The sequence below is a fragment of the Micrococcus sp. KRD026 genome, assembly GCF_017168445.1.
Lineage (GTDB): Bacteria > Actinomycetota > Actinomycetes > Actinomycetales > Micrococcaceae > Micrococcus > Micrococcus luteus.
Genome location: NZ_JABFBA010000019.1, coordinates 90,318 through 115,553, shown reverse-complemented (window position 1 = coordinate 115,553; position 25,236 = coordinate 90,318). Strand labels below are relative to the sequence as shown.

The window sequence follows — 25,236 nt, the reverse complement described above, 5'->3', positions numbered from 1 at the left end:
GACCCCACCCGCCCCGCGGCGCGCCGGCGACGAGGCCGCCGAGCGCATCATCTCGCTGCTGTGGCTGCTGCTCTCGGCGCCGCACGGCCTCGAGCGTGACCGGATCCGACGGCAGGTCGTCGGCTATGAGGGGCTCACGGACACCGCTTTCGAGAAGCTCTTCCAGCGGGACCGCCGCGTGCTGCGCGCCGTGGGGGTCCCGCTGGAGACCCTCGAACCCGCGGGCTTAGACGAGGGCGAGGCGGGGGTGCGGCACCGCGTCGTCCGCGACGCGCTGCTGCTGCGCGACCTCGACCTGACCGTGGACGAGCGCCGCGCCCTCGTGCGGGCGCGGCGCCTGTGGGGCGACTCGCCGCTGCGCGCCGACGTCGTCCGCGCCGTGGGCCTGCTGTTCCAGCCGGCCACCGACCTCACGGGCGATGACGAGCTGGCCGGGTACCACACCCTCATGCCCCGGGCCGACCCCCGGCTCGAGGCCCTCACCCAGGCCGTGGCCGACGAGGCCGTGCTGCGCTTCCCCTACCGCGACGCGCGGGGGCGGGCCACCCGGCGCACCGTGCGGGCCTGGTACCTCACCCTCGTGCGCGGCCGCTGGTACCTCACCGGCTGGGACCTCGACCGCGGCGCCGAGCGCAGCTTCCGGCTCACCCGGATGGAGGGGGAGCCGCGCCGCGTCGAGCGGGCGACGGACGCCCCCGGCCGTCCCGAGGACCACGACCACGCCGGCCTCGTGGCGCGCCTGGCCGGGCAGGCCGACGCCGAGCGGGTCCGGGTGTGGCTCGCGCCCGGCCGGGGTCAGGGCGTCCGCGCGGTCGGTGAGCCCGCCGAGCCCCGGGTCGAGGACGGCGCCGCACCGGGGCCCGACTGGGAGCTCTGGGAGGCCCCCGCCGGGCCGCGCGAGGACGGCCTCGCCGCGGAGATCGGCGGCCTGCTGGGCCGGGCCGTGCCCTCCGCCGCGCACCCGGACCTGACCGACCGCGTCCGCGCGGGCCTGGCCGCCGCGGCGGAGGCCCACGCCGGCCCCGCCGACCCGGCCCTGCTCGAGGTCCCGCTCGCCGCGCCCGTCCGACGTCGCGCCCGCGACTCGAGCGAGGACCTCGTGGGCCGCCTGCTGGACATCGTGGGGCTGGCCAACCGGGCCGGTGGGGTGGACCGGGCGGAGCTGCGCGCCCGCCTCGGCATCACCGACGAGCGCCTCGACGCCGACCTCGAGACGCTGCGCTACTGCGGCATGCCCGAGCGGGACTTCCCCGGCTTCCAGTTCGAGGTGGCGGAGGTCGGTGGCCGCGTCCACGTGGAGCGCGCCGCCGACCTGGCCGGTCCCGTGCGGCTGACGCGCCCCGAGGCGCACAGCCTCGTCGCCGCCCTGCAGACGGTCGCGGACCTGCCGGTGCTGGACGAGGCCGACCGCGAGGCCGCTCGCTCCGCCCAGCGCCGGATCCGCGCCGCGGTCCTGGACGCGGGGGCCCCGGATGCGGACGACGCGGACGACGCCGCCCTCCGGGAGGCCGAGGCGCACACCGCCGGCGAGCCCCCGGTCGCCGTCGCCGCCCACTGGGACGTGGCCGTGGACCCCGCGACGGTGCGCACCCTGCTGGCCGCCGTGGCGGAGCGGGCCGTCGTCCATCTGACCTACCGCTCCGTGCATGCCGATGCCCTCACCGAGCGGGACGTGGAGCCGCTGGCCCTCGTGCAGGACGGGGCGCGCCTCTACCTGCAGGCGTGGTGCCGTCGCGCCGAGGACCACCGGGTGTTCCGGGTGGACCGGATCAGCGCGCCCGCACCCACGGGGGAGACGTTCGCGCCCCGGGCTCGGCCCGCGCGCTGGCGGGTCCATCCCGACGACACTGCGGGGGTGCCGGTGCTGCTGCGCTGGGCCCATCCCGTCCGCGACGCGGCCGCCGGCTACCGCCCGGACGCCCAGGCCGACCTGCCCGACGGCGACCGGCTCACCCGGGTGCATCTGACCGACGCCGCCGTGGCGGCCGCGCTGGTCGGACGCCACGGCGGCGCCGTCGAGGTGCTGGCCCCCGCCGACCTCCGGACGTCCGTGGCGGACGCGCTGGGCGATGCCCTCGCGGCCCTGCCGGCGCGGTAGCCTGGACCCCGGAACCCCATCGAAAGGACCCTTCATCATGGCTGGACTCCAGGGCTGGCAGCTCGTCATCATCATCCTGCTCGCGATCCTGCTCTTCGCGGCGCCGAAGCTGCCCGCGATGGCCCGCAACCTCGGCCAGTCGATGCGCATCTTCTCCTCCGAGGTGAAGCAGATGCGCACCGAGGGCAAGGGCACCACGGACGAGCGCTCCGGCGCCGGTTCCACCGCCGCGGACGAGCCGGTCGAGGGCCGCGTCGTCGAGCGTGACGAGACCGACCCGCGCGACCCGCGCTGAGCCGGAAGGACCCCCACCCGATGACCGAGGTCGACGAGGTCGCCCGCCGCACCCGGCGCCGCCGGAAGCGGCGGGACAACCCCACCGGCGAGATGCCGCTGCGCGAGCACCTCACGGAGCTGCGCAACCGACTGCTGAAGTCGGCGCTCGCCGTCGCCGTCGGCATGGTGATCGGCTTCCTCGTCTACCAGCCGGTCATGGCGGAGCTGTTCCGCCCGGTCAAGGAGATCGCCAGCCAGGGACACACGGCGGCCGTCGCCTATGACACGGTGGCCTCGCCGTTCGACCTCATGCTCAAGGTCAGCATGTTCATCGGGCTCATCCTGTCCAGCCCGGTCTGGCTCTACCAGATCTGGGCATTCATCGTGCCGGGTCTGAAGAAGGCCGAGAAGAAGTACGCCCTGGGCTTCATCGCCGCGGCCGTGCCCCTGTTCATCTTCGGCATCGCGCTGGGGTGGCTCGTGATGCCGCAGGCCGTCCAGTTCTTCGTGGGCTTCACTCCCGAGGGCGGCGCGAACCTCCCGACGGCGTCGGTGTACATCAGCTTCGTCACGCGTCTCTACCTCGCGTTCGGCGTGGCCATGGTCCTGCCGGTGCTGCTGGTGGGACTGAACATGCTCGGCATCCTGCCGGGCCGCACGATCGTCCACCACTGGCGCATCACCGTCTTCGTGATCATGCTGATCGCCGCGATCGCCGCCCCCGGTGCGGACGCCATCTCCATGTTCTACATGGCGATCCCGCTCGTCGTCCTCTTCGGCGTGGCCATCGTCCTGTGCCTGTGGGGGGACCGTCGTCGTGACCGCCGCTCGGGGCAGCGCGAGGTGGACGTCGAGGCGGAGCTCGCCGAAGGCCCGAAGCCGCTCGATCAGATCTGAGCGTCGTACGCGGCGGCCCTCCCGCCCGGACGCACGACCACGACGGTGTCCGGACCCGCCAGTAGGGTGGGGCCATGGCCCACCATCCCGCGTCCGCGACCCCGCACGACGAGCCCGAGCTGAGCCCGGCGGAGCGCTACGCCCGTGCCCGGGCGGCCCGGCACCACGCCGGCTCCGAGCTCGGCCGGTTCGCCGCACGCGTGGGCTTCCCCCTCGACGACTTCCAGCGCCGCGCGTGCGCCGAGGTGGAGGACGGCCACGGCGTCCTCGTCGCGGCGCCCACCGGCGCCGGCAAGACGGTGGTCGGCGAGTTCGCCGTCCATCTGGCCCTGGCCCGCGGCACGAAGGCGTTCTACACCACCCCCATCAAGGCTCTCAGCAACCAGAAGCACGCGGACTTCGCCCGCGTGCACGGTGCGGAGAACGTCGGCCTGCTCACGGGGGACACCTCCGTCAACCCGGATGCGCCCGTCGTCGTGATGACCACCGAGGTGCTGCGCAACATGCTGTACGCGCAGTCCGACACCCTCATCGACCTCGGCTTCGTCGTCATGGACGAGGTCCACTACCTCGCCGACCGGTTCCGGGGCCCGGTGTGGGAGGAGGTCATCATCCACCTGCCCGAGCACGTGCAGCTGATCTCCCTGTCCGCCACGGTGTCCAACGCCGAGGAGTTCGGCGCCTGGCTCGACACGGTCCGGGGCGCCACCACCGTGATCGTCTCCGAACACCGGCCGGTGCCGCTGTGGCAGCACGTCATGGCCGGGGGCCGGCTCTACGACCTGTTCGCCGAGGACATCGCCTTCGAGGACACCGCGGACCGGGACGGGGAGGCCCTGCTCAACCCCGAGCTCAAGCGCCTGGGGGAGGAGACCGAGCGCCGGTTCCAGCGCGCGGACTGGGGACGGCCCGGGCGGCAGCAGCACCGCGACGGGCGCGGGGGCGGCCCGAAGGGCCGGGTCAGGGGCGGCCGACGCACGACTCGCGACGGCGGCCGGGGCCGGAACGGCTCCTCCGCGCTGGACCGGGAGCGGCCGGTCTCCGGTCGGCCGGGCGGTCACGACGGCGGCCAGCGGCGCGGACCGCGGCTGTCCACGTCGCGCCCAGAGATGATCCGGGCCCTCGACCGCGACGGGCTGCTGCCGTGCATCACCTTCATCTTCTCCCGGACCGGCTGCGACGCCGCCGTGGAGCAGTGCCTCCGGGCCGGGCTCGACCTCACCACGGCGCGGGAGAAGGCGCTCGTGGCCGAGCGGGTCGAGGAGGCGGCGCGTCTGCTGCCCGTCGAGGACCTGGAGATCCTCGGGTTCTGGGCGTGGCGCGACGGCCTGTCCCGGGGCTTCGCGGCCCACCACGCCGGCATGCTGCCCCCGTTCAAGGAGGCCGTCGAGGACCTGTTCGCCGCCGGCGCGCTCAAGGCCGTGTTCGCCACGGAGACCCTCGCCCTCGGCATCAACATGCCGGCCCGCTCCGTGGTGATCGAGAAGCTGGTCAAGTTCAACGGCGAGAACCACGTCGACATCACGCCGGGGGAGTACACCCAGCTGACGGGCCGGGCGGGCCGCCGCGGCATCGACGTCGAGGGCCACGCCGTGGTGATGTGGCGTCCCGGGCTGGACCCGGCCGCCGTCGCGGGCCTGGCCTCGCGCCGCACCTACCCGCTGCGCTCCTCGTTCCGGCCTACCTACAACATGTCCGCGAACCTGCTGGCACAGGTCGGGGCGGAGCGGGCACGGGGCATCCTCGAGTCCTCGTTCGCCCAGTTCCAGGCGGACCGCTCCGTGGTGGGGCTGGCCCGCGAGGTCCGCTCGAAGCAGGCCAGCCTCGAGAAGTACGAGGAGGCCATGCAGTGTCACCTCGGCGACTTCGCCGAGTACCTCACCCTGCGCAAGGAGCTCGCGGCCGCGGAGAAGTCCGGCTCGCAGGGGCGCCGTCGGGCCCACCTGGCCGCCGTGAAGGACTCGCTCGCGAACCTCGCGGTCGGGGACGTCGTCGAGCTCGACGCCGGCCGCGCGCTCGGCCGGGCCGTCGTCGTGTTCCCCGCCGGCAACCTCCAGAACCCGCGCGTCGGCGTCGTGACGGACAAGGCGCAGCTGCGCCGCATCACGGTGGACGACGTCGCCGGGCCGGTCGAGCCGGTGGCCGGCGCCGCCCTGCCCCAGGTGGTGCAGGTGAAGACGCCCGCGCAGCGCAAGGACGTCGCCGCGCTCATGCGCGAGGCCGTGCGCACGGGCCGCCCGCCCGCCGGAGGCCGCCGCACGGCGGGCTTCCGCCTCCGGGAGGACCCGGCCGCGCCCCGGGTCGAGGAGCTGCGCCGGGCACTGCGCCGCCACCCGTGCCACGGCTGCCAGGACCGCGAGGAGCACGCCCGCTGGGGCGACCGCTGGTGGGCCATGCGGCGGGAGGTCTCCGTCCTGCGGGAGCGCATCGCGGGCCGCACCAACACCATCGCCCGCACGTTCGACCGCGTCGTCGGTCTGCTGCGCGCCTACGGCTACGTCCAGGAGGACGCGTCCTCGCCCCGCGCGGCGCTCACGGAGCGCGGCGAGGCCCTGCGCCGGATCTACGGCGAGCGGGACCTGTTCACCTCGCTGGTGCTGCAGGATCCGGCCACGGACGGCTTGACGCCGGAGGAGTGGGCCGCCGTCGCCGCGCTGCTCGTGTACCAGGGCAGGGGGGAGGCCGAGCCCGGACTGGTCCCGATGCCGACCCCGCGGCTCGCGCGCGTCGCGGAGGCCGCCGAGCGCATCGAGGAGCGCCTGCGCACGGACGAGGCCCAGGCCCGGCTCGAGCCGACGCCCCGGACGGACCCCGGGCTGGTGGCACCCATGCACCGCTGGGTGCGGGGCGCCACCCTGCGCCGCACCCTTGACGGCGCGGACCTCGCCGCGGGCGACTTCGTCCGCTGGGCGCGGCAGGTCATCGACGTGCTGGGCCAGCTGGCCAACGTCCCCGGGGACACCCGTCGCAGCCGTGCCTGCCGCCGGGCCGCGGACCTCGTCTCCCGCGGCGTCGTGGCCACCTCGCTGCCGGCGGCCTCGGCGCCGCGCGCGGACGAGGACTGACACGGGCTAGGGTGGGCGGGTGAGCGCACACCTGTTGACCCGCGGCATCATCCACTCGACGACGGACCCGTACGCACAGGCGCTGCTGGTCCGGGACGGGATGATCGCCTGGCTCGGCGCGGACGACTCCGCGGACCGCGTGGCCGACCCGGGTGACGAACGGCGGGACCTCGACGGCGCCGTCGTCGTGCCCGTGTTCGTCGAGCCGCTGGCCCGGCCCGCGGACGCGCGGGACGCGCTGAGCCGCGGCACCGCCGTCGTGACGGTCCTGGCCGGGCCCGAGGACACGGGCGCCGCGCCCGCCGACGAGGACGTCCAGACCGTCGTCTACCGGCACGCCGACCGCGTGGACGCCGAGGCGGCCGGGGTGTGGCTGCCCGTCGGGACCGACACCGACCCCGCCACGCTCACCGGCCTCCTGACGGCCTCGACCCAGGCGGGGGAGCAGGCCTACCTCGTCCCCGACGGCGGTGCGGACGCCGGGCCCGCCGCCCAGGACGTGGCCCTGACCGCCCTGCGCTCGGTCGCGGAGGAACTCGGCACCGCCGCCCTGGGCCGCGTGCGCCATCGGCTCGTGGTCACCCACCCGGTCACCGCCGAGGACCGCGCCTTCCTGGCCGCCGCCGGGGTCAGCGCCACCGTCGTCCCCGACGCGGACGGCGTGCTGCACGCCCCCGTGGCGAGCCTGCTGGCCGACGCCGTCACCGTGTGCCTGGGCGCCGGCCCGGCCGGGGACCCGTGGGCCGCCGTCCGGTCGGCGCTGTCCCACCCCGACCCGGACGAGCGCATCTCCGCCCGCTCCGCCTTCGCCGCCGCGACCCGCACCCCGCTGCGCGCGCTGCCCGACGCTCCGGCGGCACGCCTGTCCGTCGCCCCGCGCCTGAGCGTGTCGGCCCCGGCCGTGTTCGGCGTCTGGGACGCCGACGCGGTCGCTGTGCAGTCGCCGGACGGCCGGGTGGCGGCGTGGAGCACGGACACCCGGGCCGGCACGCCGCTGCTGCCGGCCCTCGACGCCGAGACCGCCCTGCCCCGCTGGCGGGCCACCTGGGTGGACGGCCGGATCGCCGCGGAGGACGTGGCCCGCGACGCTCACGACGCCGCGACGCCGGCCTGAGACCTCCGCTTCCTATACTCGAACGGATGCGATGGCCCGTCCGACCGGCGGGCCGCCCCCACGACCCCGGCCGGAAGGCGAGAACCGCACATGCGCGTGCTGACCATCATCCCCACGTACAACGAGATCGAGTCGCTGCCGCTGACCCTCGGCCGACTCCGTGACGCCGTCCCGGAGTCCGACGTTCTCGTGGTGGACGACGCCTCCCCGGACGGCACCGGCGACTGGGCCGACGCCCGCGCCGCCGAGGACCCCTCCGTGCACGTGCTGCACCGCACCACCAAGGACGGCCTGGGCGGCGCCTACATCGCCGGGTTCCGCTGGGGCCTGGAGCGCGGCTACGACGTCCTGGTCGAGATGGACGCGGACGGCTCGCACCAGCCCGAGCAGCTGCCGCGCCTGCTGGAGGCCGTCCGCACTGCGGACCTGGTGATCGGCTCGCGCCGCGTGCCGGGCGGCAAGATGGTGAACTGGCCGACCTCCCGCAAGATGATCTCGTGGGCCGGCTCCCTGTACCCGCGGATCATGCTCGGCCTCAACCTGACGGACATCACGGCGGGCTACCGCGCCTACCGGGCCGACACGCTCCGTGCGATCGACCTGGACGCGATCGAGTCCAAGGGCTACGGGTTCCAGGTGGACATGACCTTCCGCACGGCCCGCCTCGGCAAGCGGATCGTCGAGGTCCCGATCACGTTCGTGGAGCGTGAGCTCGGCGAGTCCAAGATGAGCGGCGGCATCATCGGCGAGGCCGTGGTCAACGTGACCCGGTGGGGCCTGGCCGCGCGCTGGGAGGGCCTGCGCGCCCGCCTCGGCCTGTGAGGCGCACAGTCCCCGAACGACGACGGGGCCGGATCCATGGCGGATCCGGCCCCGTCGTGCATGGGGGAGCGGCGGGTCAGGCGTCGACCTCCTCGCCGCGGCTGGCGCGCAGCTTGTTGAGCTGGATCTTGTAGGTCTCCTCCAGCTCCTCGAGGCTGCGGCGCTCACGCAGCATGTCCCAGTGGGTGCGCACGGGCTTGCCCTCGGTCTCAGCCGGCTTCTCGCCGCTGACGAGGAACGCCTCCTTGCCGGTCTTCGAAGTCCAGGTGGCCGGCACGTCCGCCTCCACGGAGAAGGTCACGAACACCTGCTCGCCGTCCTCCGTGCGGTACTCCACCCGCTGCCGGGCGGCGGGCTCGACGCCGGCCTCGGACTCCAGGGACTGCGCGCCCAGGCGCATGCCCCGCAGGCTGCGATCGCTCACGTTTCCTCCTCGTCAGGCCGCGCCGAGGCCCGCGCGGGGGCGCGGGCCGATCGAGGCGCGGCGGGTCGTTCTCACCGATGGAACCATTCAGTGTCCCACAGCATTCCCGTCGGCCTCGCCGGCCGGGCGGGTGCCGGGGGTGCGGCCGGCCGACGGGTCGGGCTCGATCTCCTGCGGCGTGGCCAGGGCCTCGTCGAGCGAGGTCTGCGGCATGTCCTCCGCCGTCACCGCGCCCGCGGTCATCGCGTCCATGACGCCGCTGGCGCGCAGGGCGTCCGCGGTGGTGGGACGGGACCCACGCGGCCGACGCGCGCGCTCCGGGGTGACGCCGGAGTGCTCGGCTCCCGGCTCGCCCGCGCGGTCCCCGGAGTCCCGACGCCGGGGTGCGTGCTCCGGGGTGGGGCGGTCGCCGTCGCCGGGGGCGAACGCCTCACCGAGGCCCTGCAGGGCGCGGGTGAGCTCGGCGGGGACCACGAACATGGTGTTGGCCTGGCCGTCGGCGATCTTGGGCAGGGACTGCAGGTACTGGTAGGCCAGGACCTCGGAGTCGGCGCCGCCGGAGTGGATGGCGTCGAAGACCACCTCGATCGCCTCCGCCTCGGCGTTGGCGCGCAGCACGCGGGCCTGAGCCTCGCCCTCGGCGGAGAGGATCTGGGACTGGCGCTCGCCCTCGGCCGTGAGGATGGCGGCCTGCTTCGTGCCCTCGGCGGTGAGGATGGCGGCGCGGCGGTCGCGCTCGGCGCGCATCTGCTTCTCCATCGAGTCCTGGATGGACATGGGCGGGTCGATGGCCTTGAGCTCCACCCGCGAGACCCGCAGGCCCCAGCGCGTGGTGGCGTCGTCCAGCACGCCGCGCAGCTGGGAGTTGATGGAGTCGCGAGAGGTCAGGGCCTCCTCGAGGTTCATGCCGCCCACGACGTTGCGCAGGGTGGTGGTGGTGAGCTGCTCCACCGCGTGGATGTAGTTGGCGATCTCATAGGTCGCGGCCTTGGCGTCCGTGACCTGGAAGTAGACGACCGTGTCGATGGAGACGACGAGGTTGTCCTCGGTGATCACCGGCTGGGGCGGGAAGGAGACGACCTGCTCGCGCATGTCCACCATCGGGAGCATGCGGTCCACGAACGGGATGATCAGGGTCAGCCCGGCGCCGGCCGTGCGGTTGTACTTGCCGAGGCGTTCGATGTTGGCCGTCCGCGCCTGCGGGATGATCTTGACCGAGGAGGCCACGATCACCGCCGCGAGGACGGCGAGGACGACGAGGACGATGAGGGTTTCCATCGGGGTCCCTTCTTCTGGGGTCGGTGCGGTCGGTGCGGTCGGTGCGGTCGGAACGAGGACGTGGGGCGGCTCAGGCGCCGTCCGCCTCCCAGTCGATGCGGGGGAGCGGGCGGACCACCAGGGTGGCCCCGTCGATGCGCAGGACGGTCACCTCGTCGCCGGGGGCGACCTCGGGCGCCCCGGGCTCGACGCGGGCGGACCAGGTGTCGCCGTCGACGGCGAGCGTGCCGGCGTCGCCGGTGATCGCGCCCTGGGCCGCGACGCGGCGCCCCGGAAGCGTGTCCAGGTAGGAGGCGCCGGCGCCGGTGTCCTTGCGCAGGTGGCGCAGCGCGACGGGGCGCACGGCGGCGAGCATCAGCAGGGCGACGGCGGCGAACGCCGCGAGCTGGAGCGCCAGCGGGCCGCCCACGAGCGCGACCACTCCCGCCGCGCCGGCCCCGGCGGCGATCATCAGGAAGACGAGGTCGAGGGTCAGCAGCTCGACGCCGGCCAGGCCGGCGGCCAGCACCAGCCACAGCCAGCCCGCGTTCGCCTCGATCCACTCCATGCGTGCGCTCCCCTCCGTGTCGGGTGCGCGGACGGGTCTGCCGCGCGTCGACGTGTGATCCCCATCCTGCCCTATGCAGTGGCGTCGGACACAGCGTGTCCCCAGGCGGTCCTGGAAGGAGGGGGCTACCGACCGGTAATGTGAGCTGCATGACATCTTCACCCGTCGCGGTCTCGCCCCTGCTCCAGCCGATCACTCTGGGCCCCCTCACGCTGCCCAACCGGGTGGTCATGGCCTCGATGCACATGGGACTGGAGGATCGGCACGACGACCTGCCGCAGCTGGCGGCGTTCTACGCGGAGCGGGCACGCGGCGGCGTCGGACTCATCGTCACCGGCGGCCTGGGCGTCGTCCCGGAGGGCACGGTGACGCTGGGCGGGGGGATGCTCGCCAGCGAGGAGGACGCGCGCGCCCATCGCGTCGTCACGGACGCCGTCCACGCCGCCGGGGGCAGGATCCTCGCCCAGCTGCTGCACGCCGGGCGCTACGCCCCCAGCGCCGACCTGGTCTCGGCCTCCGCGGTGCGAGCCCCGATCTCGCGGCACACGCCCCGGGAGATGACGGCCGCGGACATCGAGCGGACCGTGAACGCGTTCGCACGCGCGGCCACGTTGGCCCTGGAGGCCGGATACGACGGCGTGGAGATCATGGCCTCGGAGGGCTACCTCCTCAACCAGTTCCTCGCCCCGGCGACGAACCGACGCGCGGACGAGTACGGGGGCGACGCCGAGCGCCGACGCCGGTTCCCGGCGGCGGTGGTCGCGGCCGTGCGCGAGGCGCTGGGGGAGCGCGGCGTGCTCTCGGTGCGCACCTCGGCGGCGGACCTCGTCCCCGACGGGCAGACGCGCGCGGAGATCGCGGACACCGCCCGGGCCTTCGAGGCCGCCGGAGCGGACGTCCTGATGACCGGCATCGGGTGGCACGAGTCCCGCGTGCCGACCATCGTGACCTCCGTGCCGCGCGCCGCGTTCCTCGCCGCCTCGGCTGACCTGACCGCCGCCGTCGACATCCCCGTGATCGCCTCCAACCGGCTCACCACCCCCGCCGAGGCGGAGGAGGCGCTGACGTCCGGGGCCGCCGCGCTCGTCGGGCTGGCCCGGCCCCTGCTGGCGGACCCCGAGTGGATGGCCGCGATCAGCGACCCGCGCGCTCGGACCCTGACCCCGTGCATCGCCTGCAACCAGGCCTGCCTCGACCACGTGTTCACCGGGGCCAAGGTCTCGTGCCTGATGAACCCCCGCGCCGGGCGGGAGACGGAGCCGGAGTACGCCGCGCCCGTCCCGGTGGCCCTCGGCCGCCGGCGCCGGATCGCCGTGGTCGGTGCCGGGCCGGCGGGCCTCACGGCGGCGGAGCGTGCGGCCCGGTTCGGGCACGAGGTCACCCTGTTCGACCGGCACGCCGAGCCCGGCGGCCAGTTCCGGCTCGCCCGGCGCATCCCCGGCAAGGAGGAGTTCGGTCCCGCGCTGGAGCACCTGGCGGCCCGCGCGGCGGTGTCCGGGGTGACGCTCGTGACCGGGGAGGAGGTATCCGCACAGACACTCCTGACCGACGACGGGCGGCCGGGTTACGACGAGGTGCTCCTCACCACCGGCGTGCGGCCCCGGCCCGTCGATCTGCCCGGGACGGGGGAGCCGGGCGCGCCCGCCGTCCATGCCTATGACGACGTGGTCCTGGGGCACGTCGACGTCGGCCCGCGCGTCGCGGTGATCGGCGCCGGCGGCGTGGGCGTGGATGTCGCCGAGGCCCTGGCGGCCGGCACGGAACGGCCGGACGGGACACCCGAGACGCAGGAGCACTGGCGGGCCCGCTGGGGCGTGGCACTGACCTCTCAGACGCCGGGCCAGCTGGCGAAGCCGGCCGCGGCCGACCCCGGACGCGAGGTCCACCTGCTCCAGCGCAGCCCCGGACCGATCGGCGTGCGACTGCGCCCCACCACCGGCTGGGTGCACCGCGCCGAGCTGCGGCGGCACGGGGTCCACCTGCACTCCGGTGTGACCTACGAGGGCCTCGGCCCCGACGGCCTGCGCGTGACCGCGCCGTCCCCGGAGGACCCCGAGGCCCGCGTGGCGCTGACCCTGGACGTGACGGACGTCGTCGTGTGCGCCGGGCAGGAGTCCGAGACGGATCTCGTCGAGGACCTGGTGGCTGCGGGCTACGCGCCGGAGGCGGTGCGCCTGATCGGTGGCGCGGCCGAAGCCCGCGAGCTCGACGCCTACCGGGCCATGGACCACGCCGTGCGGGCCGTGCAGGGCTGAGCCGCGCCGCCGGCCGGCGGGCCCTCCCGGGCGGACGACGTCGGGGCTACGGTCGGGGCATGGCTCTCATCTACACCGCACGCCTGGACCCGGACAAGCCCGAATGGATCCGCCGCCGCCTCGTGGCGCACGGACTGCCCGAGGACGTGACCGCCGAGAAGGTCGGCTCGTACCGGTTCGACGATCCCACCGGCGAGATCGGCGTCGAGTCGATGCTCGTGCGCGTGGGGGACCGGCTCTACCAGACTGCGTTCGCCTACCGAGGCGACGCACCCGCCGAGGGAGACGTCGTGGCCGAGGTGGAGCACTCCGTCCTGGGACACCGCTGGGTCGTGGACGCCGCCACCGACCCGGACGCGCGCCGTATCCTCGCAGCCGCCGTGCGCGGCGAGATCCCGCAGGCCCGGCTCGAGATGCACGACGAGTCCGGGACCTACCTCGAGACGCGCGCCCCGGATCTCACCCTCCGCGTGATCGGCGCCGATGCGACGGGGGAGCTCGAGGTGCCGGTCGAGCTGTCCGAGACGGACGAGGCGGACGTCGACGGCCCGCGATGCCTGGTCGCCGAGGGAGACGGTGTGCGGGCCGTCGTCGCGCGCCTGTCCTGAGGGGCGGTCCGCGCGGTCAGAGGCCGCGCGGACCCCAGGGCCGCAGCCGGCGATGGCTGGTGAGTGACATGTAGAGCGCGATGCACCAGCCGAGGACGGTCCACCCCGTGAGCAGGTTCACCCAGAACACCGCCCACACGTTGGAACGGCCGCGGACGGCGGCAATGGCCCACGGAGCCAGGTAGCCCGCCGTGGCGATGGCCAGGACGACGGCGATCGTCGCGTGCAGGGGGCGGTCGCGCTGGTCGGTCATGATCGTCATGGGTCCAGGCTACGCGCGAGACCCGCCGCGCGGGGCGCCCCTGTCCGCCCTTCTACCGTGCGCCGATAATGTACATTATGTCAACTAGCCCGTTCTTCGCCTCCCCTTCGGAGGCCGCCTGCGCGGCACGCGCTGCGTCGTGAACTGGCCCAGGTGGCCGCGCCGGGCGGCACCGACACCGCGTGCCGGGGTTCACTCCCCCGGGTCTGCGGACAGCCGCTCCAGCAACGGCAGGACGGCCGCCACGGCCGTCCGGCTCTCGTGCCAGAGCCCGTGCCGCAACCGGGAATGGACGGCCTGCTGACTGATCCCGAGCTCCGCCGCCGCCTCTCGCTGACTGGCGCCGGCTTCCACCAGCCGCCCCGCCGCATGCTGGTCATCGGACCGGCGCCGTTCCACCGTGGCGACCAGCTGCAGGGTGGCCTCTGCACAGCGCAGATCAGCCTCTCGGCCGGTCTCCGAGGCGCGGCCCGGGCGTCGTCCGTGCGGCAGCACCAGCCGTCCCGGTGCCCGCCGGGCGCGCCGCCGCTCGGCTGGCGTCAGGTACGACAATAATGAGTCCTTGTCGAGGGCATCCTCGGGATCCAACAGCACCGCCCAGGACCCGGTCCGCACAGCCCACAACGCCAGGCCCACCGCAGCCGCCATGCTTTCGACGACGACGGCCAGCTCGCCGTCGCCCGGCGCTGCATCGGCGTCGGGGTTCCCTTCGTCGCCACGCCACACCGCCGCGGCTACGGACGCGTCCGGGTGAGGATCATCGAGCAGCACCGCTGCCAGACGTCGGGCGTCGTCGGCCGTGGCAGCGGTCGGTCGGATGGGCACCAGATGCACGAACACCATACAGAGAGCCTACCTCTGACAACATTGGCATCTTGTCATAGGCCCCGTCCACCGAGTCACCTGTGGCTGGACGCGCCGCCTCGACCTTGCGGTGGGCCAGACTGGATGCATGACGTCCTCCCCCACCGCCCGTCGTGCCGTGCCCGCCGAGCACCGTGACCCGCGCGGCGCCCAGCCGGCACTTGCCGTCGACCTCCTCCTCACCCTCCTCTTCGTGGCTCTGGGCCAGGGGCAGCACGCGACAGAGCGCGGGCCGCTGGGGCTGCTGGTCACGGCGGCGCCGTTCCTCGCGGGTCTCCTGGTCATGACCGGGCTGACCGCCGGACACCGGACCTGGGCCCGCGTGTGGCCCCACGGCGTGATCGTGTGGCTGGGGACCGTCGCCGTCGGGATGGTCCTACGCGTGGCCTTCGGCCTCGGTGGCGCACCCGTGTCCTTCGTGCTCGTGGCGCTCGGGGTGCTGGGCGTCCTGCTCCTGGGCCGCCGGGCCGTGACCGCCTGGCTGGTGCGCCGCACCCGGAGGTGAGGGCCCGGCGCGCAGCTAGGATCATCCCGGACACCGGACCCACAGCATCGAGGAAATGAGGACCGCCCGTGGTCACCGCCATCGTCTTGATCAAGACCGACAAATCCAGCATCCCGGAGACCGCCGAGACCCTCGCCGCGCTCGAGGGGGTCGGGTCGGTCTACTCCGTGACCGGCGCGTGGGACCTGGTGGCGATGGTCAAGGTGCGCCGCTACGAGGACCTCGCCGACGTGATCGCCGACCACCTCTCCAAGGTCGACGGGATCCAGGACACCGAGACCATGCTGGCCTTCCGGACCTACTCGTCCGAGGACCTCGGCGAGGGATGGGCGCTCGGCTTCGACTCCTGAGCGTCCTCCCCACGACGGGCCCCACCTCGCTGGCGAGGGCCCGTCGTCGCACCATCAGGACCGGGAGAAGGCGACCCAGCGGTCCAGGACGTCACGCGCGGCGCCGGAGTCGATCGACTCGGCGGCCCGCGCCATGTTGGCCGCCAGCCGCTCCATCAGCGGCGCGTCCGCGTCACGGTCCCAGGCCGTCAGGCCCGCGGCCGCGTTGAGGAGGACGGCGTCGCGGATCGGACCCTTCTCCCCCGCCAGCAGAGCGCGGACGAGGGTCGCATTGTAGGCACCGTCCCGCCCGGCCAGGGCCTGAACGGGGGCCAGGTCGATGCCCAGCTCCCGGGGATCGAGCTCGTGGGTGCGCACACCGTCCCGGACCTCCATGACGGTCGACGGCCCCGACGTCGTGATCTTGTCCCGGCCGTCCGCCCCGCGGAAGACGAAGCCGCGCACCCCCCGGTCCGCGAGCACCTGCGCGAGCAGCGGGACCATGGCCTCACTCGAGCAGCCCAGGGCCTGGGCGGTGACCTGGGCCGGATTGCTCAGGGGGCCGAGGAAGTTGAACACGGTGGGCACGCCGAGCTGCTTGCGCACCGGGGCCACATACTTCATGGACGGGTGGTAGTTCTGGGCGAAGAGGAACGTGATGCCCACGGCCTCGGCGCACTCCTCGGCCTTCCGGGTCGGCATGGACAGGTCCACGCCGAGGGCCTCGATCACGTCGGCCGCGCCGGCGGTGGACGAGGCGCCGCGGTTCCCGTGCTTGACGATCCGCGCGCCCGCACCGGCGGCCACGAGCGAGGACATCGTGGAGAGGTTCACGGTGCCCAGGCGGTCGCCACCCGTGCCCACGACGTCGAGGGTCTCCCCCGGCACGTGCACCGGGTTCGCCGCCTGGACCATCGCCTCGGTCAGGCCGCGCAGCTCCGGCACCGTCACCCCCTTGGCGGCCAGGGCGAGGAGGAATCCGCCCACCTGCCCCTCGGTGGCATCGCCGGCCATCATCTCCCCCATGGCCCACGCGGCGACGTCGTCGCTGAGGTCCTCACCGACGGTGAGGGCGCGGAAGACCTCCGGCCAGGAGGTCCCCAGGACTGCTGCGGTGTTCTCGGGGGTGCTCACGCACTGAGCCTAGCGGCCCGGCCGCACCCGGCACCGCGTCGTGTCATGCGCCGCCCGCCGTGAACCTGGACATCCCCTGGACGCCAGCCCCCGACTGACACTGAAACCCCCGACGGTGCTGACGACCTGTCCTGCGACACGGTAGGTTCGATTTACCGCCCGGGCGGTGTTTGGGGCCATAATGGCTGGGTGACCACAGCTAACCCCACTCTCCATCAGCCCACCACGGGGCTCCCGAGCCGGCCGAACATGGTGCAGGTCGGGACCATGGTGTGGCTTGCCAGCGAGCTCATGTTCTTCGGTGGGCTCTTCGCCATGTACTTCACCCTTCGCTCCACGTCTCCGGAGCTCTGGGCCGAGCACACCGCGATCCTCAACGTCCCGCTCGCCGCGGTGAACACGACGATCCTGGTGCTCTCCTCCGTCACCGCCCAGTTCGGCGTCCTCGCCGCCGAGCGCCTTCAGCCCCGCCGCACCGGCGGCTTCCTGCAGTTCGGGAAGTGGGGCATGGTCGAGTGGTTCATCCTGACCTTCATCATGGGCTCGATCTTCGTGGCGGTGCAGTCCTACGAGTACGCGGTCCTCGTCTCCGAGGGTGTGACCGTCGCGGCGAACGCGTACGGCTCGGCGTTCTACATCACCACCGGCTTCCACGCCATCCACGTGACCGGTGGCCTGATCGCGTTCCTCTTCATCATCGGCCGCGCCTACATGGCCCGCCGCTTCGGCCACCACGAGGCCACGTCGGCGATCGTCGTGTCCTACTACTGGCACTTCGTGGACGTCGTCTGGATCGCCCTGTTCTTCATCGTCTACTTCCTGAAGTAAGACGACCCTCACTCACCGCACCGACTTCAGGCCCGGGCCGGCAGCATGTGCGGCCCGCCCGGGAAGAGAACGATAGGAAACCCCCGTGAAGGCACTTTCGCAGAACCGACGCCATCCCCTGATGGGGCTGGCGCTCCTCCTGCTGGGACTCCTGGTGACCGGCGGACTGTACTCCGTCGCGAGCACCGTGAACCAGGCGCAGGCGGCCACGCAGGTCACCGCGGCCGCCTCGGCTGATGACATCTCCGAGGGCGAGAAGCTCTTCAACGCGAACTGCGCCTCGTGCCACGGCACGGGTGCCGCGGGGGGTCCCTCCGGCCCGTCCCTGATCGGTGTCGGCGCCGCCTCCGTCGACTTCCAGGTGGGCACCGGCCGCATGCCGATGCAGATGAACGGCCCGCAGGCCCAGGTCAAGCCGAACCAGTTCAACGACGAGCAGACGGCCCAGCTCGCCGCCTACGTCGCCTCGCTGGGTGCCGGCCCCGCCGTCCCCGAGGACGAGTACCTGGATGTGAACCACGAGGATGTGGACATCACCCGCGGCGGCGACCTGTTCCGCATCAACTGCGCCATGTGCCACAACGCGGCCGCGGCCGGCGGTGCGCTCACCCGCGGCAAGTACGCCCCCTCTCTGCAGGGCGTGGAGGAGAAGCACATCTACGAGGCCATGGAGACCGGCCCGCAGAACATGCCGGTGTTCTCCGACTCGAACATCAAGCCCGAGGACAAGCGCGACATCATCGCCTACCTCAAGACCATCGAGAACCAGGGCTCCCCCGGCGGCCTCGCCCTCGGCTCGCTCGGCCCCGTCTCCGAGGGCCTGTTCATCTGGACCGCTGGCCTGGCGCTGATCATCGGCTTCATGGTCTGGCTCACCAGCCGGTCCTCCTGATCCCGTCGGCGCAGGCGCGCCGACCACCCGTCATCGACATTCATCACTCGAGTAAAGGAAACAGGACATATGGGCGAGAAAGGCTTTGAAGGGACCGAGCACCGCTCGGGTTCCCTCGAGCACGCCGGCGAGGACGCGCCCCGGTACGCGATCGACAACCCGGGCCTGCCTCCGCACCGTCCGCGTCTGGCCGATGAGGATCGGAAGGCTGCGAAGCGCGCCGAGCGTCAGGTCTCGGTCATGTTCCTCATCTCCATCGTGGGCACGGTGCTCTTCTTCATCGGCTACTTCGGTGTGGGGCAGATCGGCAACGGTGAGGCGTTCAGCAAGATCTACCTGCAGAACCTGCTGCTCGGCCTGGGCACCGCCCTCGCCATGTTCGGCATCGGCATCGGCGTGGTGCACTGGGCCAAGACCCTGATGCCGGACCACGAGACCGTGGAGGACCGTCACGAGATCCGCTCGGAGGACGACCGCGTGGCCGCCACCGGGATGATCTCCGAGATCCTGGACGAGTCGCAGATCAAGCGCCGCCCCCTGCTGCGCAACACCCTGATCGGTGCCGCCCTGCTGGCCCCCCTGCCGTTCATCGCCGTGTTCCGCGATCTGGACGACTCGGACAACTTCTCGGATGAGGAGATCCACAACTTCGGTCCGGAGCGTCTGCGTCACACCATGTGGGCCGAGGGCGTGCGCCTCGTGCGCGACCCCACCGGCTCCCCCATCAAGGCCTCGGACGTCACGCTCGGCTCCGCCGTGCACGTCATCCCCGACGGCCTGAACGACCTGGGCCCTGACAAGCTCAACCAGAAGGCCAAGGCCGTCGTCCTGCTCATGCGCCTCGACCCGGCCAAGGTGAAGATCACCCCGGGTCGCGAGGACTGGAACGTGGACGGGATCTTCGCCTACTCCAAGGTCTGCACGCACGTGGGCTGCCCGATCGCCCTGTACGAGCAGCACACCCACCACCTGCTCTGCCCCTGCCACCAGTCGACCTTCGACCTGACGCAGGAGTGCAAGGTCATCTTCGGCCCGGCCAGCCACGCGCTGCCGCAGCTGCCGATCACCGTGGACGACGAGGGCTACCTCGTGGCCCAGAGCGATTTCCATGAGCCCGTCGGGCCTGTCTACTGGGAGCGTGGCTGACACCTATGAGCACCACCGTGAATGAGTTCCAGCCGGCGACCACGACCGGCCGCATCGCCAACTTCGTCGACACTCGCATGGGCATGTCGCCGATCGTGAAGTTCTTCGGCCGCAAGATCTTCCCGGACCACTGGACGTTCATGTTCGGCGAGGTCGCCCTGTACAGCTTCGTCATCCTGCTGCTGTCCGGCGCGTTCCTCACCCTCTTCTTCGACCCCTCCATGTCGGAGGTCGTCTACGACGGGGCCTACGCCCCGCTGCGCGGCATCGAGATGTCCGCGGCCTACGCCTCGACCCTGGACATCTCGTTCGACGTGCGCGGCGGCCTGTTCATGCGCCAGCTGCACCACTGGGCGGCGCTGATGTTCGTGGCGGCCATGTCCGTCCACATGCTGCGCGTGTTCTTCACCGGCGCGTTCCGTCGCCCGCGTGAGCTGAACTGGCTGGTCGGCTGCTTCCTGCTGATGGCCGGCTGGGCCGCCGGCTTCACCGGCTACTCCCTGCCCGACGAGGTGCTCTCCGGCAACGGCCTGCGCATCATCGACGGCATCCTGAAGTCGCTGCCGCTGGTGGGCACGTACCTCTCCGCCTTCTTCTTCGGCGGCGAGTTCCCCGGCCACTCGGTCATCGGCCGCCTGTACGCCCTGCACATCATGATCGTGCCGGCCGCCATCCTGCTGCTGATCGGCATCCACCTGTTCATGGTCGTCGTGCACAAGCACACCCAGTACCCGGGCCCGGGCCGCACCGAGGACAACGTGGTCGGCTACCCGGTCGGCCCCGTGTACGCGGCCAAGGCCGGCGGCTTCTTCTTCATCGTGTTCGGTGTGCTCGCGCTCATCGCCTCCACGGTGACGATCAACGCCAACTGGAACTACGGCCCGTACGATCCGTCCCCGGTGCAGGCCGGCACCCAGCCCGACTGGTACATCGGCGTGTTCGACGGCGCCCTGCGCCTCATGCCGGGCATGATCGGCGACTACTCCTTCCTCTGGAACATCCCGATGCCGTGGGGCTCCTCGGTGTCCCTGCCCATGGGCGTGCTCGTGCCGCTGATCCCGGTCGGCGCCCTGCTCGTCGGCATGTGCACCTGGCCCTGGATCGAGCGGTGGATCACCAAGGACAACACTGAGCACCACCTGCTCGACCGTCCGCGCAACGCCCCGGCCCGCACGGGCATCGGCGTGGCCGCCGTCGTCTGGTACTGCGTCATGTGGGCGGCCGCGTCCTCGGACCTCATCGCCACCCACTTCCACCTCTCCCTGAACGACGTGCTGTACGTGCTGCGCGCGCTGTTCTTCCTCGGCCCGGTGATCGCCTTCATCGTGACCCGCCGCATCTGCCTGTCCCTGCAGCGCAAGGACCGTGAGCTGGTGCTCCACGGCCACGAGGCCGGCGTCATCGAGATGTCCCCCGAGGGCGGCTTCCACGAGCGTCACCGCCAGCTCACCGACTACGAGCTGTACCGCCTGGTGTCCTTCGAGGACCGCCGCCCGGTGCCGGCCATGCCCGGCCGCAACGGCAAGGTGGGCGCGCTGGAGAAGGCCCGTGCCGGCCTGAACCGCATGTTCTACCAGGATCGCGTCGCCCCGGTCTCCCGCGAGGAGCTGGTGGAGGCCCGCACCCACGGCCAGCACGGCCACGAGGAGCACCCCGTCGAGCTCGAGCACGGCTCGCACGCCCCTCACCTGGATCGCTGATCCCGAGCGGCTGATTCCCTGACGAAGGGCCCCACGCACCATGGTGCGTGGGGCCCTTCGACGTTCCCAGGGTGACCTCGAGGACGCGCTGCCCTGAGCAGCCCCGACGCCGCGGCGCGCATCGGCCCGCATGGACGGCGAAGGGTTCAGGCCCGCCGGTCCCGGGCCACCCCCGTGGGCCTGCCCAGCGTTTCCCGCCAGCCTGGGACGTGCCCGGCCCCTGCTGACGGCCACGTGCCCGGTTCCGGACTCCCAGGTGCCGCGGGCCCGTGCCCGACGGTGTGTCCTGGCGGCGGGGGCTGTCCCGGCAGGGTGGCCATCCGCCACCCCTGGGCCCCGAGATGGACGACGGCCCGGATGCAGGCCACGGCGTCACGGTCAACATGGTGGGCACCGGTGCAGAGCCAAGCCGTACTCCGCTGCACCGATGCACCGATGCACCGATGCACCGATGGTGATGATGAGGCCCATCGCCGCAACCACCGGCCAGCCCTTTCTTCCTGACCGAGGAGCTGTCGACAGTGCGTGGCAGGTGCCCGTGCGGACGCGGCCACGGGCTCTCCGGAGGCCGGGCCGGCCCCGCCCCCTCGGACGGTGCAGAGGGGGCGGAGGGGGCCTCGTCCGGCGCCCACCGAAAGTGTCACCCTCACCTCGCCACGTGGACCGTCACAAGCGACGGCCCTGCTGGCCTGCACCCCGTGCGACTCCCCTGCCCGGTCTCTACGTGACGAGGCTCGTTCCGGCCGCTGAGAGCGGCGTAGGAGTCGCGGGCACGGGCATCAACGGGACGCGCGACGGGACGGCCCATTCAAGTGCCGCCGCGGCACGCAGACGTCGTCATGGGCAGCGCGGTGAGGCGCTCCTGGCGCGCCGCTGACTCTGCGCGGCGGTCGATGCCCGGGCCTACGCAGACCACGAGACAGCGGGACGGGCCACCAGGCGAACCCTTCACCCGGGCACCACGCCTGGCCCCCGAGCGGCGAGTAGGCCGGTCGCCGTGACCGGCCCCGCGGCGCAGGAGCTGGCTGCCCGCGACGGCGCCGTGTCGCTCCGCAGCACACGCGGCATGAAAACGCCGCAGGCCGGACCCCAAGGGGTCCGGCCTGCGGCGTTCGACGACGGTCGGGTCAGTGGGCGTACTTGCCCCGAGAGAACTCGTAGACCCACCCGAAGGTGAAGTAGGCGCCCGCGATGACGCCGATGATGAAGATCCACCAGCCGACAGCCAGACCGGTCACGATGATCGCGCAGGCCAGGCCGAGGCCCAGCGGCCACCAGCTCCAGGGAGCGAAGGTGCCGTAGGTGCCGGCGTAGTCGGCGATCTGGCCGTCCGCATCATCGGCGGGCCCGACGCCGTACTTCCGCTCGGTGACGTTCAGGTACCACGCGATCATCCAGGACATCCCGCCCACGGCGTAGATGGCCGGGATGCCTGCCCACTCGGTCCACTCGACCCAGAACCCGTAGAGGGTGGCGGCTGCGATGAAGAACAGGCCGATGATCCAGAAGATGTTGGCTGCGACCTTCACTGGGCGACCTTCTCTCCGAAGGCCTCAGACGTGTTCTGAGGCGAGTGCGGGAAGAGCTCCGGGTGGTGCAGATCCAGCGCCGGACGCTCGGAGCGGATGCGCGGCAGGGAGTGGAAGTTGTGCCGCGGCGGCGGGCACGAAGTGGTCCACTCGAGCGAGGCGCCGAAGCCCCACGGGTCGTCCACGGTGACCTTCTTGCCATAGCGCGAGGTGATGTAGACGTTCCAGAAGAACGGGATCAGCGACGCGCCGAGAACGAAGGAGAACACCGAGGAGAACGCGTTCATCGCCTGGAAGCTGTCCTCCACCATGTAGTCCGCGTAGCGACGGGGCATGCCGATGACACCGAGCCAGTGCTGGATCAGGAACGTGCCGTGGAAGCCCACGAACAGCATCCAGAACTGGATCTTGCCGAGACGCTCGTTCAGCATCTTGCCGGTGAACTTCGGCCACCAGAAGAAGAAGCCGGCGAACATCGCGAACACCACGGTGCCGAAGACGACGTAGTGGAAGTGCGCCACGACGAAGTACGTGTCGGACACCTGGAAGTCCAGGGGCGGCGACGCCAGGATGACGCCGGTCAGGCCACCGAACAGGAAGGTGACCATGAAGCCGAGCGTCCACAGCATCGGGGTCTCGAAGGTGATCGAACCGCGCCACATGGTGCCGATCCAGTTCACGAACTTCACGCCGGTCGGGACCGCGATGAGCATGGTCATCACGGAGAAGAACGGCAGGAGCACGGCGCCGGTCACGTACATGTGGTGCGCCCACACCGTCACGGAGAGCGCGGCGATCGCCGTCGTCGCGAACACGATGGACTTGTAGCCGAAGATCGGCTTGCGGGAGAACACCGGGATGATCTCCGACACGACGCCGAAGAACGGCAGGGCGATGATGTACACCTCGGGGTGGCCGAAGAACCAGAAGAGGTGCTGCCACAGGATGGCGCCGCCGTTCTCCGGGTTGAAGATGTGGCCGCCGAAGCGACGGTCCAGGCCCAGCGCGAAGAGCGCGGAGGCCAGCGGCGGGAACGCCATCATGATCAGGATGCCGGTGATGAGCGTGTTCCACGTGAAGATCGGCATGCGCCACATCGTCATGCCAGGAGCACGCATCGTCAGGATCGTGGTGATGAAGTTGACGCCGCCCATGATCGTGCCGAAGCCCTGGAGGACCAGACCGAACACCCAGAGGTCACCGCCGACGCCCGGCGAGTACGTGGTGTTGGAGAGCGGGGCGTAGGCGAACCAGCCGAACGAGGCCGCACCCTGCGGGGTGAGGAAGCCGGCGGTCGCGATGAGCGAGCCGAACAGGAAGAACCAGAACGCCAAGGCGTTCAGACGCGGGAAGGACACGTCCGGAGCACCGATCTGCAGCGGCACCAGCACGTTGGCGAAGCCCACGAAGAGCGGGGTCGCGAACATGAGCAGCATGAGCGTGCCGTGCATGGTGAACAGCTGGTTGTACTGCTCCTTCGTCTGCAGGATCTGCATGCCGGGCTCGAAGAGCTCCGCGCGGATCATGAGGGCCATGACGCCGCCGATGCAGAAGAAGACGAAGGACGTGATCAGGTACATGTACCCGAGCACCTTGTGGTCGGTCGTCGTCAGCCAGCTGACGACGATCTTGCCCAGCGAACGGGGCACCACACGAGGCTGCGCCTGTGAGCGCACCTCATCCGTTGCGTACTCGTAAGTGGTCATCAGTGGCTACCTCCACCGCGGGGGGTCTGGAGATCGCGCTCCATCGTCCCGGCGCCGTCAGGGTTGTTGTTGGGATTGCGGCTGTACTCGTCGCCCACCTGACCCGGCTCCATCTCCTCGAGGCGCTGGACGAACTCCGCCTCGTCGACGACCTCCACGTTGAAGAGCATCTCGGAGTGGGACTCGCCGCACAGCTCGGCGCACTTGCCGTCGTAGCTGCCCAGCTCCTGGGGGGTCAGGTACAGGTGGTTGGTCTTGCCGGGCACCATGTCACGCTTCTGGAGGAACTGCGGGATCCAGAAGGAGTGGGCCACGTCACGGGACTTCAGCTCGAAGTGCACCGGCACGTCATTCGGCAGGTACAGGACCGGAAGGGTGTCACGCACGCCCTCGGTGCCGTCCAGCTGGGCCTGGATTCCGGAGTAGTGGGCCTCGATGACCTCGCCGTTCTCCTGCTCGTAGGAGTAGTTGAAGTCCCAGGACCACTGCTTGCCGTACACGGTGACGGTCAGCGGCGAGTCGTCCACGGGGCGGTCGACCTCGGTCTGGACGCGGTTGGTGAAGCCCCAGAGGGTGAAGACCATCAGGATCGGGATGGCCGTGAACATGGTCTCGAGCGGCACGTTGTAGGCCGTCTGCTTCGGGAAGCCCTGGTCGTTCTTGCGGCGGCGGTACGCCACCATGCACCAGATCATGGCGCCCCAGGCCAGCAGGCCGACGACCATGGCCGCGATCCAGGAGTTCACCCACAGGTCGGTGAGCTGGGCGTTGTGGTTGGTGGTGTCCCGGGTGCCGGGGTACCAGCCGCGCTGGACCTCTGCCGAACACCCGGTCAGCACCAGGAGCGATGTGGTGCCCACGGCACCGGCGGTCCAGCGGCGGCGAGTCCGACGTCCGGCGTCATTCTGTGCTCTCACAGACGGCCTTCCTCTTCATCTCGTGTGCGAGGGGCGTGCC

The 25,236-nt window shown here is 72.0% G+C and carries 23 protein-coding genes; 14 read left to right on the top strand and 9 right to left on the bottom strand.

The window, feature by feature from the left end:
• The 6 genes from J1M40_RS06935 to J1M40_RS06910 all read left to right on the top strand — a co-directional run.
• Positions 1-2,098 (top strand): YafY family protein (locus J1M40_RS06935; protein ID WP_206450625.1); only part of this gene is annotated, 2,098 nt, incomplete at its 5' end.
• A gap of 37 nt (positions 2,099-2,135) precedes the next feature.
• A complete protein-coding gene (locus J1M40_RS06930; protein ID WP_002855080.1) occupies positions 2,136-2,393 on the top strand; it encodes a twin-arginine translocase TatA/TatE family subunit in 258 nt (85 codons plus the stop codon).
• 20 nt (positions 2,394-2,413) lie between these two features.
• A complete protein-coding gene (gene tatC, locus J1M40_RS06925) occupies positions 2,414-3,271 on the top strand; it encodes a twin-arginine translocase subunit TatC (RefSeq protein ID WP_041103787.1) in 858 nt (285 codons plus the stop codon).
• Positions 3,272-3,345: 74 nt separating this feature from the next.
• Positions 3,346-6,336 carry an RNA helicase gene (locus J1M40_RS06920; RefSeq protein ID WP_063190049.1) on the top strand — a complete coding sequence of 997 codons (2,991 nt, stop codon included), beginning with the start codon at positions 3,346-3,348 and terminating at the stop codon, positions 6,334-6,336.
• A 19-nt stretch (positions 6,337-6,355) separates the two neighbouring features.
• Positions 6,356-7,450, top strand: coding sequence for a hypothetical protein (locus J1M40_RS06915; RefSeq protein WP_041103783.1), 1,095 nt, complete (start codon positions 6,356-6,358; stop codon positions 7,448-7,450).
• 90 nt (positions 7,451-7,540) lie between these two features.
• Complete coding sequence (locus J1M40_RS06910; RefSeq protein ID WP_036315073.1) at positions 7,541-8,272, top strand: polyprenol monophosphomannose synthase; 732 nt, start codon at positions 7,541-7,543, stop codon at positions 8,270-8,272.
• 76 nt (positions 8,273-8,348) lie between these two features.
• Here the strand turns inward: J1M40_RS06910 and J1M40_RS06905 are convergent, their stop codons facing one another.
• The 3 genes from J1M40_RS06905 to J1M40_RS06895 form a co-directional block, all read right to left on the bottom strand.
• Positions 8,349-8,696: an RNA polymerase-binding protein RbpA gene (locus J1M40_RS06905; protein ID WP_060774975.1), complete on the bottom strand. Its 348-nt coding sequence runs from the start codon at positions 8,694-8,696 to the stop codon at positions 8,349-8,351.
• An 87-nt stretch (positions 8,697-8,783) separates the two neighbouring features.
• Complete coding sequence (locus J1M40_RS06900) at positions 8,784-9,974, bottom strand: SPFH domain-containing protein (protein ID WP_078025539.1); 1,191 nt, start codon at positions 9,972-9,974, stop codon at positions 8,784-8,786.
• 70 nt (positions 9,975-10,044) lie between these two features.
• Positions 10,045-10,521: an NfeD family protein gene (locus J1M40_RS06895; RefSeq protein ID WP_020624804.1), complete on the bottom strand. Its 477-nt coding sequence runs from the start codon at positions 10,519-10,521 to the stop codon at positions 10,045-10,047.
• A gap of 149 nt (positions 10,522-10,670) precedes the next feature.
• Here J1M40_RS06895 and J1M40_RS06890 point away from each other — a divergent pair, with 149 nt between their 5' ends.
• Both J1M40_RS06890 and J1M40_RS06885 read left to right on the top strand, forming a co-directional pair.
• Positions 10,671-12,776 (top strand): NADPH-dependent 2,4-dienoyl-CoA reductase, encoded by a 2,106-nt coding sequence (locus tag J1M40_RS06890; RefSeq protein WP_113914386.1) that lies wholly within the window; start codon positions 10,671-10,673, stop codon positions 12,774-12,776.
• Between the two features lie 59 nt (positions 12,777-12,835).
• Positions 12,836-13,384 (top strand): hypothetical protein, encoded by a 549-nt coding sequence (locus J1M40_RS06885; RefSeq protein ID WP_100057212.1) that lies wholly within the window; start codon positions 12,836-12,838, stop codon positions 13,382-13,384.
• Between the two features lie 16 nt (positions 13,385-13,400).
• Here the strand turns inward: J1M40_RS06885 and J1M40_RS06880 are convergent, their stop codons facing one another.
• The gene (locus J1M40_RS06880; RefSeq protein ID WP_020624801.1) at positions 13,401-13,646 is read right to left on the bottom strand and encodes a superinfection immunity protein; all 246 of its coding nucleotides are present in this window, start codon (positions 13,644-13,646) and stop codon (positions 13,401-13,403) included.
• Positions 13,647-13,838: 192 nt separating this feature from the next.
• Entirely contained in the window at positions 13,839-14,489 is a 651-nt protein-coding gene (locus tag J1M40_RS06875; RefSeq protein ID WP_122054342.1) for a hypothetical protein, read from the bottom strand.
• 109 nt (positions 14,490-14,598) lie between these two features.
• Here J1M40_RS06875 and J1M40_RS06870 point away from each other — a divergent pair, with 109 nt between their 5' ends.
• Both J1M40_RS06870 and J1M40_RS06865 read left to right on the top strand, forming a co-directional pair.
• Entirely contained in the window at positions 14,599-15,015 is a 417-nt protein-coding gene (locus J1M40_RS06870) for a DUF3054 domain-containing protein (RefSeq protein ID WP_041103767.1), read from the top strand.
• A 68-nt stretch (positions 15,016-15,083) separates the two neighbouring features.
• Positions 15,084-15,365, top strand: a complete 282-nt coding sequence (locus J1M40_RS06865) for an Lrp/AsnC family transcriptional regulator (RefSeq protein ID WP_002854527.1) — start codon at positions 15,084-15,086, stop codon at positions 15,363-15,365.
• Positions 15,366-15,419: 54 nt separating this feature from the next.
• Here the strand turns inward: J1M40_RS06865 and trpD are convergent, their stop codons facing one another.
• Positions 15,420-16,478, bottom strand: a complete 1,059-nt coding sequence (gene trpD / locus J1M40_RS06860) for an anthranilate phosphoribosyltransferase (protein WP_041103765.1) — start codon at positions 16,476-16,478, stop codon at positions 15,420-15,422.
• A 267-nt stretch (positions 16,479-16,745) separates the two neighbouring features.
• Between trpD and J1M40_RS06855 the strand changes: the two genes are divergently transcribed.
• From J1M40_RS06855 to J1M40_RS06840, 4 genes are all read left to right on the top strand, one after another.
• The gene (locus tag J1M40_RS06855; RefSeq protein WP_036315141.1) at positions 16,746-17,306 is read left to right on the top strand and encodes a heme-copper oxidase subunit III; all 561 of its coding nucleotides are present in this window, start codon (positions 16,746-16,748) and stop codon (positions 17,304-17,306) included.
• Between the two features lie 85 nt (positions 17,307-17,391).
• A complete protein-coding gene (locus J1M40_RS06850) occupies positions 17,392-18,198 on the top strand; it encodes a cytochrome c (protein WP_036315101.1) in 807 nt (268 codons plus the stop codon).
• Between the two features lie 69 nt (positions 18,199-18,267).
• On the top strand, positions 18,268-19,344 hold the full coding sequence (locus J1M40_RS06845) for a ubiquinol-cytochrome c reductase iron-sulfur subunit (protein ID WP_020625609.1): 1,077 nt from the start codon (positions 18,268-18,270) through the stop codon (positions 19,342-19,344).
• Positions 19,345-19,349: 5 nt separating this feature from the next.
• The gene (locus J1M40_RS06840; protein WP_095353356.1) at positions 19,350-21,044 is read left to right on the top strand and encodes a cytochrome bc complex cytochrome b subunit; all 1,695 of its coding nucleotides are present in this window, start codon (positions 19,350-19,352) and stop codon (positions 21,042-21,044) included.
• A 1,127-nt stretch (positions 21,045-22,171) separates the two neighbouring features.
• Here J1M40_RS06840 and J1M40_RS06835 read toward each other — a convergent pair.
• From J1M40_RS06835 to coxB, 3 genes are read right to left on the bottom strand one after another with little or no spacing between them, the layout of a single operon-like run.
• Positions 22,172-22,573, bottom strand: a complete 402-nt coding sequence (locus tag J1M40_RS06835; protein ID WP_036315109.1) for a cytochrome c oxidase subunit 4 — start codon at positions 22,571-22,573, stop codon at positions 22,172-22,174.
• On the bottom strand, positions 22,570-24,279 hold the full coding sequence (gene ctaD, locus J1M40_RS06830; RefSeq protein WP_051995259.1) for a cytochrome c oxidase subunit I: 1,710 nt from the start codon (positions 24,277-24,279) through the stop codon (positions 22,570-22,572). The genes J1M40_RS06835 and ctaD overlap by 4 nt, the downstream gene beginning before the upstream one ends.
• Positions 24,279-25,139: a cytochrome c oxidase subunit II gene (coxB, locus tag J1M40_RS06825; protein ID WP_080695880.1), complete on the bottom strand. Its 861-nt coding sequence runs from the start codon at positions 25,137-25,139 to the stop codon at positions 24,279-24,281. The genes ctaD and coxB overlap by 1 nt, the downstream gene beginning before the upstream one ends.
• Positions 25,140-25,236 lie beyond the last annotated feature (97 nt).